The organism is Sulfitobacter sp. SK012 (genome assembly GCF_003352085.1).
Lineage (GTDB): Bacteria > Pseudomonadota > Alphaproteobacteria > Rhodobacterales > Rhodobacteraceae > Sulfitobacter.
In genome coordinates, this window is the sequence record NZ_CP025804.1 from 4705098 (window position 1) to 4717646 (window position 12549).

The window sequence follows — 12549 nt, forward strand, 5'->3', positions numbered from 1 at the left end:
ACTTCAAATCAATGAGCACCTCAAAGATGGCGGCGTTCATTGTCATTCAGCGGGCGGTCGTCTTCATCGGTCAAGATTCGATGCGCGTCACCTTCAGGATCGTTGTATTGCCCATTGCGCAGGGTCCAGAAGAACCCAACCAAAGCGACCAGCCCAAGCACAAGAGAAATCGGGATCAGATAAAAGGAGGCGCTCATCCCTGCATCCTAAGCCGCAGGCCATTGGCCAATACGATAACTGATGATGTCGCCATTAGTAGTGCTGCCAGCAACGGGCTAAGCCAGCCCGCCAGCGCCAATGGGACCGTGATAATATTGTAGAGGGCTGCGAAGCGCAGATTTTGCAGGATCAACTTGTGCGCCTGCCGAGCCAGCTCAATTGCAGGGATCAACCGCGCAGGATTGGCCTGCAGTAGCACAAGATCCGCCGCCGATTGGGCCACTTGTGTTGCTTGAGCGAACGAGGCTGATACCGACGCTGCCGAAAGCGCAGGGGCATCATTAATCCCATCGCCCAGCATAAGCACGTGTTCATCGCCGCTCCGTAAATAGTGGAGCTTTGCCTCGGGGGACTGTTCCGACTTCCAATCAGTTATCCCATGCGCCTTTGCAAAACGCGCGACCGAACCTTCGCGATCTCCCGACAGGATCGTGAGCGGAAGACCCTGCTGACGCAGTCCTTGCAGAAAATCATCCAAGCCATCGCGCGGGGTCTCGTCATAACCAATCCGGACCGGGGGCTGGTCTGACTGTTGAAACCACAGTTCCGGGCCTTCCGCGCTGCTGGCCACACCAACAAACGCCGCTGATCCCAATACCCTTCCGTCTTGCGTACGCATGCCTTGCCCCGCAACTTCGCTAAGATCTGACGCCGCTTTCATCGGCACTGCACCCGACAAAGCGCGCGCCAAGGGGTGACTACTACCCGCAGCAAGCGGAGCTGCAGCACGAAGGGTGTTCATGTCTGCGTCAGGCTGTAACTGGGCTGTGGTCAAGGTTCCGGTCTTGTCTGCAACAACCTGTGTGATCTGCGCCAGACGTTCCAGCGCGGCACCTGATTTCAGCACAATCCCTGCCTGCATCAATATATCGACAGCTCGTGCGCTGACGGCAGGTGTGGCCAACCCCGCCGCGCAGGGACAAGTCACGACGAGCACCGCAACGGCGATCATCAGCGCTTCGCCAAAATCGGCACCAGCGATAAAATACCACCAAATAAACCCCACAGCCCCCCCGATCAAAACCAAGGGCACATAACCACGTGCAAACCGGTCAGCCAGCTCTTGCATTTGCCCTTTATGGGCCGCGGCTTCTTCGGCGAGTGCGGCGATGCGGCTAAGCTGTGCATCACTGCCCACATGGGTGACACGCATCTCAGCCGGACCAGTGACCAACAGACACCCCGCCGCCAATGGCGCGTTCGTTACGATGTTGACGGGTAGGCTTTCGCCGGTCAGCGGGCTTTCATCCACTTGCACAAGATTATTCAGCAGAATACCGTCCGCGGGCACCTGTTCGCCTGCTTCGATCAAGACCTCATCCCCCGGCATCAACAGATCAGCAGGCACGTCCTCGTGTCCGGAATGCGTCTTGCGACGGGCTGTGACGTTCATCATTGCGCGCAAGTTTTCCGCTGCCATACCCGAGCGTTTGCTGAGTTTCTGTTCAAGCACACGGCCGATCAGCAGCAGAAATATCAGCGAGACTACTGCATCAAAATAAACGTGTTCGTTCCCGCGCAGAGTTTCAAAAAGACTGGCTGCATAGGTGACAAAGATCGCAATGGTTATTGGCGTATCCATGGTCATCCGGCCATGTCGCAAAGCACGCAGGGCCGGGCCATAGAACACAGCACCACTGTAAAACACCGCAGGGGCTGTCAGCGCTGCCGAAAGCCAGTGCATGAAGCCCATCGTACCAGACCCCATGTCCGTAACGAGGCCAACCCAGACAGAAACGGACAAGGCCATGATGTTCATCATGACAAATCCTGCCACGGCCAATGGGCCCAGCAGTGATGAACGCTCCGGTTGATTTTGTGTGGGGTCAAACGGGTGCGCCGTATACCCAAGTGCACCAATGGCATCAAACAAGACCACACTGTTGGTCTTGGCATCGTCCCAAACCAGGCGCATGCGCCGGGTAGTAGCATTGCCCCGGGCTAGCACCACCCCTTCGACAGAATTTAGGTGCCGTTCAATCTTGGCGATACAGCCCGCACAATTGACCCCTTCCAGCGAACAGGTCAGGCTTATGGTGCCGTCAGGTGCCGTGGATTCAAAGGCACTCACTTGGCGGCCCCTGCGGTTGGGCCCTCGAGAGCTTGATCTTTGAACGCCTCAAACGCAACGGACAGATGCCAGCCCTTAAAGGTCAAGTACCCCAATAACAGGACAAACATCAGGAGGTACATGGCCCGGCGAAATCGAGGATTTTCTTCAGCTTCCGCCATCTTCGCCTGCCCAGAGGACATAAAGCGTCAGCATGCGAATTTGTTCATCCGTCAGCCGTCCGTCCCAAGCAGGCATGACGCCTTGGCGGCCTGCGTAGATGGATTGATAGATCTGCTCTCGATCTGCGCCGTAGATCCACTGATCATCGCCCAAATCAGGCGCACCGACTTCCAAACCACCGCGCCCGTCATCACCGTGACAGGATGCACAATTATCCTCGTACACAATTTGCCCTCTCGCAACGGCGGCGACGTCCTCGCCCCGCCCCGACAAAGACATGACGAAATCAGTGACATCATTGATCTCAGGTTTCTCCAGTATTTCGTCAGCCCCAAAAGCCAGCATCTGCGAGACAAGCGCATCATCATTGTCAGCGTTTATCCCGTAGCGGATGGCGTATTCGATTTCTTCAGGCGCGCCGGACCACAGCCAATGTGCGTCGGTGAGGTTTGGGAAACCCTCCTGTCCGGCCAAATCGTTGCGGTGACACGCCGCGCAATTGTCGGCGTACAGCTTGGAGATTGGCGCGCTGTACAACTCCTCCAATGTCGGGTCGGCAGCCAGTGCTACGATGTCATCAGTCGCGAAAGGTGCAAAATTCTCCGCACGTTCAGCTTCGGCAGCGGCGACAGCTTCGTTGACGGCTGTCCGAGAGGAATAGCCCAGAAAACCGCGAGCATAATCCGTCGCATATGGGAATGATGGGTAGAGCACCCAAAACAAAACCGCCACGGCTATGCTGATCCAAAGTGCCCAGCGGGCAGCCCATGGAACTGGTGTGTCCAGTTCCTTGATACCGTCCCATTCGTGGCCTGTCATATCAGTGCCGCTGATAGGATCCTTGTCCTTTACCGACATGGATGATCCTCCTCGTCATTCAGCGGCGATTGGGCCGCCTCATCATAGATACGGCGACGTGACGGCCAATAGGTCCAAAGCACAGCGCCTAGAAACACGGTCAGCAGGTAAATAGCGCCTGCCGTTTTAGAGAAAACCAGAACAGCATCGTGTGTCATCGGGCGATCTCCTCTTGATTCAGGGCATCGAAGTTAACCAACGTGCCCAACATTTGCAGGTACGCCACAAGCGCGTCCATTTCCGTCACGATGTGCGGTTGACCGTCGAAATCGCGCACTTGTACGTTCTCGCCGAAAAGCTCCTGCAATTCGGTCTCGTAGTACTGTTCTGCGTCCGCCTGCCATGCGGCCGCCTTACCAGCATTCTCGATCTGATCATCTGTGTAAGGTACACCAGTATAACTCAGCGCTTTCAGCGCTGCTGGCAACGGGCCGGTATTCAACCTCACCTCTGACAGGAAAGCATAGCCCGGCATTACCGATCCTTCGACAAGTTCGCGGGGCTTTTCTAGATGAGCAACATGCCATGCATCAGAGTATTTTCCGCCAATCCGAGCCAAATCCGGCCCAGTGCGTTTAGAACCCCACTGAAAGGGGTGATCATACATGCTTTCGGCTGCCAGACTAAAGTGACCATAGCGTTCCACATCCGAACGCAACGTGCGGATCATTTGGCTGTGACAAGCATAGCACCCTTCGCGAATGTAGATGTCACGCCCGGCCAGCTCTAGCGGTGTATACGGGCGCATCCCTTCAACTTTTTCTACCGTGTTTTCGATGGTAAACAGCGGCGCGATTTCAACAAGTCCACCAATTGAGGCGACCACGAGGATGGCCATGGCAAACTTTAACGAATGGCGCTCTAGTTTTTGATGTCGTGTGCTCATGCGTCTACTCCGCCGGCCGTTGGGCAAGTGGCCCAGGATGCTCTGTTTCAGCCAGTTTTGGCCCGCTAACTGTCATGTAAATATTATAGGCGCCGATACAGGCCCCGATCAGATAGAGCAGCCCACCAATAGCTCGGGCAACATAGTAAGGATGCATCGCGATCACGCTGTCGAGGAACGAATATTGGAACGCGCCATCAGCCGAATAGGTCTGCCACATCAGCGATTGCGTGATGCCACTGTTCCACATGGCTCCGACGTAAATCAGAGTGCCGGATAGGGCGAGCCAGAAATGCCAGGCCTCCAGCTTTTGGGAATAGGTTCCCTCACGTTTCCAGATCCACGGCACCATTTTATACATGGCACCAAAGGTGATGAAGGCGACCCAACCCAGCGCACCGGCATGAACGTGGCCGATGGTCCAATCGGTATAGTGGCTCAGCGAATTCACTGGCCGGATCGCCATAAAGGATCCCTCGAATGTAGACAGGCCGTAGAACAAAATAGCCACCATCATGAAACGCACCGCAGGATCTGTGCGCACTTTGTCCCAAGCACCGTTGAGTGTCAGGATGCCGTTGAACACCGATGCCCAGCTGGGCACCAGCAGGATGATCGACATGCTCATGCCTAGATACTGCACCCAGTCTGGCAAGGCCGTGTAATGTAAGTGGTGCGATCCGGCCCAAAGATAAAGAAACGTGATCCCCCAAAACCCCACAATCGACATGCGATAGGAATAGATCGGCCGGTTCACGGCTTTGGGTAGGAAATAATACAGCATCCCCAGAAAACCCGCAGTCAGCAGGAACCCAACGGCATTGTGGCCGTACCACCACTGGGTCATGGCGTCCTGCACACCTGCAAAGAGCGAATAACTTTTAGGATATTCGATCGACACCGGTATTGCCAGATTGTTGACGGTATGCAGCATCGCAATGACTACGATGAAGGCCAGATAGTACCAGTTGGCCACGTAAATATGCGGCTCAGCTCGGCGCGAAAGTGTCTTGAGATACAAAAATAGATAGCCGACCCACACCACCAACAGCAACAGGTCTGCGTACCATTCCGGTTCTGCGTATTCTCTGGACTGGGTAATCCCCATCGGATAGCCGGTCGCGGCAATAACCAAAAAGAGATTGTATCCCCAGAAAACCATCCAAGGCAGCGTTTCACTGGCCAGTCGTGCCCGCGAAGTACGTTGCACTACATAGAACGAGGTGGCGATCAGCGCGTTACCACCAAAACCAAACACGACACCCGAGGTATGAACAGGCCGCATTCGGCCAAAATTCGACCATGACATATCGCCGTTCAAATCGGGAAAGGCGAGTTGCCACGCGATGATATCGCCAACGGCAAACGCGACCACCCCCCAAATCAATGTGGCGATCACACCATACTTGATAACGGTGTCGCTGTATTCCAGCGGAACTTCGACTTTGGGATCAGTGATGCGGTTTATGATCCACATCAGCCCCCAACCTGCACCAATCGCAATAAGCCACCCATGCAAAACATAGGCAATTGGCACACCCCAGCCCAATATCGCGATACCTCCCAGCATGACGAGGAACAGGACCACCATCAGCACAAGATCTTCGAGCGTCATTTCAGACCGCATGACAGGCCTCCTGCTTGTGGGTTTGTAGTGATGAAGAAACGCGGATTAATCCGTTGGGAACAGGCGCGGTCATTGCGGCTCTCCTTGAAACAGCTCAGCGTAGGCGTGCCATGTGGCGTACCCAAGCAGCGGGAAGATGATAACCAAGCCAAGCAGACCCGTTAGAATACCAATTCCGGAAAGAATGGTAATGGTAACGCCCCACAGAACCGCCAACCGGAAATTCTGTGTAGTGGCGTTAAAACTAAGCCCCATCGCCGAAAATCCGTCTATGTTGCGCTCTACCAGCATCGGGAGCGAAAAAGCCGAAACAGCAAAGCCGAGTGCTGCGAACAGCCCACCAACCAATGAGCCGACAATCAGTAATATCCACCCTGACGGGGTGCTCAACATCAGTTCCAAGGTCTCGGAAAATCCCGCAAAAGGCCGCAAGCCGTATTCAATGGCAAACAACACCGTGGCGGCCCTGATCCACGTCAGGGCAAAGACCATCAGGATAACCCCGACCAGTGCAATTTGCCCCTTTGCCGCGACGTCCTTTTTGCCTCTCGCTACGGCGTAGAGACCAACCGTCGCAACCGGGCCTACAAGAACACCACCAGCCAGGAGCGGCAGCAACATCCACGCCAGTCCAGTTGCCCCAAGCACCCAGATCAACGCCCAACCCAGAACAACCAATCCAATCCCGTAAGCCAGTGACAGTCCGGGGTTTGCACGAAAATCCGACCATCCCGCCGAAAGCCACCCCTTGATTATGGAAAGGGGTTCGCCCTTCAAAACACGGGCTCTTGTGTATTCAGATGCCTTCATGGAGGTCCCTCAATTTAAGATTCGTGGAATATGGCGTCTACCCGTATCTTCACGGAATAGACCGCCGATCTCAACCCAACTTTGCGCAAGCACAACAAACAAAGCTATTTTCTTTCGATTTCCACTCAGCTTGCTCTTGGTTGAAGGCCCGTTGGCGGAGCGTGGGATCATCTTGCTTCATTAGACAGTCCGCACGTCAGCCGATAATTTTTCCTGCCAGTCTCCACACAATTTTCATTGCTGAAAGGTTGTTCATTTCGATGGAAAACGTCACCTTGGCGAAGGTGTCGTCTCCATCCTAGGCAGAAGGCACTGGCTAAGGGGTGCGGTCCAGAAGGAGGAATGCCCTCAGTGTGCAGGTACAGAAGCGGCACAATGGCACTACGTTGAGTGTACTGACGCCCCAAAGGCGGAGAACTATGGGGCTGAGGCCCATGAGAGAAAACAATATGGCAAAAGTACCAAGTACGATTTTCTCCCAGATTGTTTCCTTTTCGCTATTCTCACGAAGAAACCGCTTCCCGTTCGAATTTCAACAACCCCGCTAAAAATAGCTCCGCACAAGACTCCCTGCAATAAGGGCCCACCCGTCTGCGATCACAAAAAAAGCGAGCTTAAACGGTAAAGAAACGACTGCGGGGGGCACCATCATCATACCCATCGACATCAAAATCGCTGCAACTACGAGGTCAATAATCAAAAATGGAAGGTAGATCAAAAACCCAATTTGAAACGCTCTAGAGATTTCTGACAATAAAAAACTAGGAACCAATACCGAGAGCGGAGCATCAGCTGTAGGTTGAGCTGCTACTGTATCCGGTCGAAGTTCAGCCATTGCAAAGAACGTATCTGGGTCAAGTCTGTTCGCCATAAAGACGCGAAACGGCTCCAGCGTTCTAACAAAAGCTGTCTCAGCATCTATTGTGTTTGCAGTAAGGGGCTCAATTCCATATTCCCAAGCCGCAGTGAAAACTGGCTCCATGATAAAATAGGTTAAGAATAGAGCCAAGCTTACAATTAGCATATTTGGTGGCGACTGTTGCAGCCCGATGGCTTGGCGCAAGATCGACAAAACGGTAACAAGGAATGGAAAACACGTAACCATAATTGCTAGCCCAGGAGCAAGGCTGAGGACAGTTACGAGCGCAAAAAGCTGAATTGTGCGCGCGGAGATTGAAGTATCATCCCCTAATGAAATTGAGAGATCTTGTGCGAATCCAGTACTCGGGAGCAATGCTAAGTTGAGCATAAGTAAAGTAAGCAGCCAAACTCTCGTCGACATCAGTTGCCCTTTTTTGCGTCGATCACCTCAAGTAAACGCACGACTAATTGGCCCGAATTATCACCCTCCTGCTCTTCAAGGCTTCCACGCGCAATCAAGCGGTCGCCAACGTAAAGATCCACTGGGTCATCTATTCGCCGGTCGAGCGTCAGGACGGCATTTTCGCCAAGCATCACCAGATCCCTAACTAAAGGGCGAGCCTTACCAACACATACAGTGACTTCAATCGACACGGCCGTGAAGGGATTTGAGGTATCGGTAGCGGGCATAGCGGTATCAGTCATCAGGTGTCTCCGACTTGGTTTGGTGGAAAAAAGCCGAAACAGCTTTGGCGATGCCATCGGTCACTTCATCCAAATTGATCTCACGCTCCCAAAGGCCAAGTCTGATATAAACTTGGCCTGCGCTCAGATTTGATTCCGATTTCAATGCAAAAGGAAGATGCGCCTCGTTTTGTTCAAGCAGTGCTTGCACAGCGTCGTAGTTTTCTGGCGCGACTGTAATTGTAGCGGTGCCCTCCATCTGCATAGACGTTATCTCAGAAAGCTGTTCCAAAACATGACCACCCAATGCGTTGGCGGCTAGTTGCGGTAGTAATTTATGCAGTATTTCACCAAACAGTGGCTGAAGACCATTTGTCAGCTTCATCAGTGCTTCATGGTAGGTGAATGACATGTCTTGAAGGTTCTGGGCAAAATCAACGGAGATATTGGTTTGATCAGTTTGATGAGCGTTGATTGCATCAACCCACCCTGCCTGATAGCCATCTTCGAAGATTTGCAATCTTTTCTCTTCTAAAATGTCAATCTTTGCGATTTCTGCTTCCTCTGGACCGCGCGCAATGGAGGTAAAATCTTTATAGCGATGAGATATTGAGCTCATGCATTTTCCTCCTTGTCTTCAAGCCAGCCGCGGAGAATTTCGACCGTCTCTTCCTGCCTTTCACCAATCATTGAACGCAACCGAGCAACTGGATCTTCAGTGTTGCCTTTCAGCGCCGAAATGCCCAGTGTTTCATCAGGGAGACCAAGCTCGGATGTCACATTGATTGGTGATAAATGAGGTAGATCGAGATCGTCAGGCGCAAGTTCACCAGTCAACGCAGCTTGAGTTTTGTCTGTTTCAGCTCCGGACAATGCTGCGATGGCCCTTGGTTCGACCATCGACGAACGAGATAAAACTGGGCGAACGACAAAAAGCCCAAGGACCAGAGCAACTAGCGCTAGGATCCCCATTTGAATGACGGACATTACGTCAAGATTGAACCGGTCAACTATTGAGATCCCAGCAATCGTGCCCGCCGGTGGCACGGACTGCAGCGCCATTGATTTGATAGTGATAATGTCGCCGCGCGCCTCGTCAAAGCCTACTGCAGAGGACACCAGTTCTTTGAGTGCTTCGATCTCGGTTTCTTCGCGTGGGGCCGCAACTGTTTCGCCCTCACCATTAGCCGTCATAGGTCACTAACTCCCCTTCGGCATTAGGTGTGAACGCGCCGGCTCGGGTCAGTCGCTCGCCTTGCCGGGTTTCCACAAGGAAATATCCATCCCCTTCAATGGCAACATCAAAGGTTCCGCCAGTTTGGGTCAATGCACCTTGCTCGTAGGAGGTCTTGCGCACGTTCCCCTGCCCCATCGACAATGAAGCCCCATCATCAACCCGCTGGACATATTCAGAAAAGATGACGCCTTCCGCCCGAAAACCGGTTGTTGCAGCATTCGCAATGTTGTTAGCAACCGTCTGCATTTCACGGGCGAGACCCGTTTGACGCGTCAGAGCAATATAACCAGCATTGTCCATATTCAGCCTCCGATAATCAGTGGAATAATTCGGTTGTGGAAAAATGAGACGAGCGTTTGCGTCATGAATCCCATCGACATCCAGAACACGATCAGGATTGCACCTAGCTTGGGTACGAACGTCAGTGTCATTTCCTGAACGGATGTTAGAGCTTGAACTAAGCCGATCGAAACACCAGCCAGCAAGGCCACGGTCAGGATCGGAATGGAGACAACCACCGCAATCCAAAGACCTTCCCGCAGCGTATCGAAAAAAATTACCTCATCCAACATTAGACGGGCATCCGCAGGATTTCCTGGTACGCTTCGACAACTTTGTTGCGTACGCTCACAGCCGTTTCAACAGCAAGTTCCGTCTGTGCCAGTGCTTGCACTAAAGCGTGCGGATCAGCGTCGCCAACCATAGCCGCTTGGGCTACTTGCTCTGACTGCGCCAGGGTCTCGGCAAAATCCACAGCGACGTTTTTCATCGCCGCACCTATGCCATCCGCACCCTTGGCAGGTTCGGTTGCAGGTCTCGCCGAGGTATAACTCTGGATTGCCGACAGTGACTTCATTTCCATTCTGGATCTCCTTGATTTCAGTTCTCTGAAAGGGTTAGCGGCGCAGCAAGTCCATCAAACCAGACGACATCTTGCGCGACTGCTCAAACATTTTGAGGTTAGCCTCATAGCTGCGCTGCGCTTCTCGCGCATCTGCAAGTTCAATGAGTAAATTGACGTTCGAACCGGACAAGTGCCCGGTTTCATCGGCAAGTGGGTGCGACGGATCATAGATTTTTTCTAATTCTGTTTGGTCCAACCGGACCCGCCCAACTTCAACTTTCGCAACGCCGTCAGCGGCAGCAAAAGCGGTCTCAAACGGTATCATCTTGCGCCGGTAACCTGGTGTATCTGCATTTGAGATATTCTCAGAAAGGTGCCGCAGGCGTGTCGCCTGAGCCTGGAGGCCGCTTGAAGATACAGCTCGAGAATTTGCGAAATCACTCATTTTAACTCTCCAATCATTTGCTGCTTGTACGCAGCACATTTAGTGCCGAACGGTAGATCGCCAGAGCTCGGTCATGCTGGCTCTTGGCACTCGCGGATTTCATGATTTCACCTTCCAGTGACACATTATTCCCGTTGGGCGACGCTTCGCCCCCTAAGGCAATTGGAGTCATCGCTGCTTGGCCATCTTCCGCACCATGAAGATGATTTGACCGGGTGGCGCGTTGCGCTGGCGAATCAGACCCATAGCTCGTCCGGAAGTCCGGAAGGTCGCGTCCGACGTAGCCGGGCGTATCGGCGTTTGCGACGTTCTGCGCTGCAATGCCTTGCTTCTTTCCTGCATGGACCGCCATCGCAGATGCCATTTTCAGAACTGAGAGATTTTCGAACATCGGGCTTCTCCCTCGATCAATTTCAACCAAGGCTTAACTGTGATTCCTTTAGAAACGGTTGCAGACAACCAAAGGAATAACATGACGCACGCATCTCACCTTGGCGGACTGATTGCTCAGATCAGCTCGCTACAGCCCATAACCAATGTCGGCAGAGTAACCAGCGTAGAAGGCGGTATGATCAAAATTGTTGGGCTATCCGACTGCGCATGTATCGGCGATCAGCTAAGTCTATGTCGTAAATCGGGTGGATCTCTAACCGGCGAAGTCGTTCAGATCTTTGGAGAACAGCTGGTAATGCTGGCAGACGAATCGCAAGACGGAATCGCCCTGGGCGACCGCGTTACACTGAAACCACCCATACAGATCGCGCCGACTGATAGTTGGATTGGCCGGATCGTGGATCCATCGGGTCAACCTCTTGACGGAAAGCCACTGCTGCGTGGCGCTATCAGTAAATCACTAAAGGCATCGCCACCACCGCCAGCGGACCGGCGTGCAATGGGGGGACGATTAAACACAGGTCTTGCGATTATGAACACCATGCTTCCGATCGTCAAAGGGCAGCGGGTCGGTCTGTTCGCGGGTTCGGGCGTGGGTAAATCAAGTTTGTTGGGCCACCTCGCACAAAATATGGAAAGCGATGTTGTGGTCATTGCCATGATCGGAGAACGGGGTAGAGAACTACGCCATTTCGTCGAAGAGGTCTTGGGCGATGAAGGCTTAAGTCGAGCAGTGATTGTTGCAGCCACCTCAGACCGTTCACCACTCCTACGACGCCGTTGTGCTTGGACAGCCATGGCCGTAGCGGAGCACTTTCGAGATCAAGGTCGCTCGGTTCTTTTCCTTGCCGATTCCATTACGCGTTTTGCTGAAGCCCATCGGGAAGTGGCTGTTTCCGCCGGGGAAGCGCCAGTGTTGCGGGGTTTTCCCCCGTCAACAGCGCACCAGATTATGTCTCTTTGTGAAAGGGCTGGCCCAGGAGTGGACGATCAAGGTGACATCACGGCAATCTTCAGTGTGCTGGTTGCAGGTTCGGACATGGACGAGCCAATCGCAGATATTCTGCGCGGTGTTCTGGATGGGCACGTCGTTCTCGATCGAAAAATCGCAGAACGTGGTCGCTATCCGGCGATTGATATCCTGCGATCAGTTTCACGAAGCCTCCCTGCTGCTGCGTCTGAAATTGAAAACGCCCACATTACGCAGGCACGCAGGATCATGGGTGTCTACGATCAGAATGCTATGATGATTCATGCGGGCCTATATTCCCAAGGAAGTGACCCTGAAGTAGATAAGGCCATTCAAGTCTGGCCTGCACTAGATGACTATCTTGCGAAAACAGAGCCTCAAGATGTGGCACACAGCTTCACACAACTGGAGCTCATTCTGCGACGCGCGAAAGTTACTGCAGCACAGACGAGGTCAACGGGATAGATGAGATCAAGAGCGAA

17 protein-coding genes and 1 pseudogene are annotated in these 12549 nt (G+C 53.2%); 1 reads left to right on the forward strand and 17 read right to left on the reverse strand.

Going from position 1 to position 12549, the window contains the following annotated elements:
- Positions 1-20: 20 nt before the first annotated feature.
- The 17 genes and pseudogenes from ccoS to C1J03_RS22970 all read right to left on the reverse strand — a co-directional run bounded on the left by ccoS (position 21) and on the right by C1J03_RS22970 (position 11095).
- Complete coding sequence (ccoS, locus tag C1J03_RS22895) at positions 21-197, reverse strand: cbb3-type cytochrome oxidase assembly protein CcoS (protein WP_114888687.1); 177 nt, start codon at positions 195-197, stop codon at positions 21-23.
- Positions 194-2290 (reverse strand): heavy metal translocating P-type ATPase, encoded by a 2097-nt coding sequence (locus C1J03_RS22900; protein ID WP_114888688.1) that lies wholly within the window; start codon positions 2288-2290, stop codon positions 194-196. The genes ccoS and C1J03_RS22900 overlap by 4 nt, the downstream gene beginning before the upstream one ends.
- On the reverse strand, positions 2287-2451 hold the full coding sequence (locus C1J03_RS25510; protein WP_162798644.1) for a hypothetical protein: 165 nt from the start codon (positions 2449-2451) through the stop codon (positions 2287-2289). Before C1J03_RS25510 ends, C1J03_RS22900 begins: the two co-directional genes overlap by 4 nt.
- Positions 2438-3310: a cytochrome-c oxidase, cbb3-type subunit III gene (gene ccoP, locus C1J03_RS22905; RefSeq protein WP_114888689.1), complete on the reverse strand. Its 873-nt coding sequence runs from the start codon at positions 3308-3310 to the stop codon at positions 2438-2440. Before ccoP ends, C1J03_RS25510 begins: the two co-directional genes overlap by 14 nt.
- Complete coding sequence (locus C1J03_RS22910) at positions 3301-3468, reverse strand: cbb3-type cytochrome c oxidase subunit 3 (protein WP_114888690.1); 168 nt, start codon at positions 3466-3468, stop codon at positions 3301-3303. Before C1J03_RS22910 ends, ccoP begins: the two co-directional genes overlap by 10 nt.
- Positions 3465-4196: a cytochrome-c oxidase, cbb3-type subunit II gene (gene ccoO / locus C1J03_RS22915; protein WP_114888691.1), complete on the reverse strand. Its 732-nt coding sequence runs from the start codon at positions 4194-4196 to the stop codon at positions 3465-3467. Before ccoO ends, C1J03_RS22910 begins: the two co-directional genes overlap by 4 nt.
- A 4-nt stretch (positions 4197-4200) precedes the next feature.
- A complete protein-coding gene (ccoN, locus tag C1J03_RS22920) occupies positions 4201-5823 on the reverse strand; it encodes a cytochrome-c oxidase, cbb3-type subunit I (protein ID WP_114888692.1) in 1623 nt (540 codons plus the stop codon).
- Positions 5824-5892: 69 nt separating this feature from the next.
- Positions 5893-6633 (reverse strand): DUF2189 domain-containing protein, encoded by a 741-nt coding sequence (locus C1J03_RS22925; RefSeq protein WP_114888693.1) that lies wholly within the window; start codon positions 6631-6633, stop codon positions 5893-5895.
- Positions 6634-7177: 544 nt separating this feature from the next.
- Complete coding sequence (fliP, locus tag C1J03_RS22930) at positions 7178-7915, reverse strand: flagellar type III secretion system pore protein FliP (protein WP_114888694.1); 738 nt, start codon at positions 7913-7915, stop codon at positions 7178-7180.
- Positions 7915-8199, reverse strand: coding sequence for a FliM/FliN family flagellar motor switch protein (locus C1J03_RS22935; protein ID WP_114888695.1), 285 nt, complete (start codon positions 8197-8199; stop codon positions 7915-7917). Before C1J03_RS22935 ends, fliP begins: the two co-directional genes overlap by 1 nt.
- Positions 8192-8797: a hypothetical protein gene (locus C1J03_RS22940; protein WP_114888696.1), complete on the reverse strand. Its 606-nt coding sequence runs from the start codon at positions 8795-8797 to the stop codon at positions 8192-8194. Before C1J03_RS22940 ends, C1J03_RS22935 begins: the two co-directional genes overlap by 8 nt.
- Positions 8794-9372 carry a flagellar M-ring protein FliF C-terminal domain-containing protein gene (locus C1J03_RS22945; RefSeq protein WP_114888697.1) on the reverse strand — a complete coding sequence of 193 codons (579 nt, stop codon included), beginning with the start codon at positions 9370-9372 and terminating at the stop codon, positions 8794-8796. Before C1J03_RS22945 ends, C1J03_RS22940 begins: the two co-directional genes overlap by 4 nt.
- Positions 9365-9715 (reverse strand): annotated as a pseudogene (locus C1J03_RS22950) (flagellar hook-basal body complex protein); the annotation flags it as partial. The pseudogene C1J03_RS22950 and the gene C1J03_RS22945, both read right to left, overlap by 8 nt.
- Before the next feature lie 2 nt (positions 9716-9717).
- Entirely contained in the window at positions 9718-9987 is a 270-nt protein-coding gene (locus tag C1J03_RS22955) for a flagellar biosynthetic protein FliQ (protein ID WP_114888699.1), read from the reverse strand.
- On the reverse strand, positions 9987-10277 hold the full coding sequence (gene fliE / locus C1J03_RS22960) for a flagellar hook-basal body complex protein FliE (protein WP_114888700.1): 291 nt from the start codon (positions 10275-10277) through the stop codon (positions 9987-9989). The genes C1J03_RS22955 and fliE overlap by 1 nt, the downstream gene beginning before the upstream one ends.
- A 34-nt stretch (positions 10278-10311) precedes the next feature.
- Positions 10312-10704 (reverse strand): flagellar basal body rod protein FlgC, encoded by a 393-nt coding sequence (flgC, locus tag C1J03_RS22965; RefSeq protein ID WP_114888701.1) that lies wholly within the window; start codon positions 10702-10704, stop codon positions 10312-10314.
- Between the two features lie 13 nt (positions 10705-10717).
- On the reverse strand, positions 10718-11095 hold the full coding sequence (locus tag C1J03_RS22970; protein ID WP_114888702.1) for a FlgB family protein: 378 nt from the start codon (positions 11093-11095) through the stop codon (positions 10718-10720).
- A gap of 81 nt (positions 11096-11176) precedes the next feature.
- On the opposite strand from C1J03_RS22970, the gene C1J03_RS22975 reads away from it, so the two are divergent.
- The gene (locus C1J03_RS22975) at positions 11177-12532 is read left to right on the forward strand and encodes a FliI/YscN family ATPase (RefSeq protein WP_114888703.1); all 1356 of its coding nucleotides are present in this window, start codon (positions 11177-11179) and stop codon (positions 12530-12532) included.
- The last annotated feature ends 17 nt before the right edge of the window (positions 12533-12549 follow it).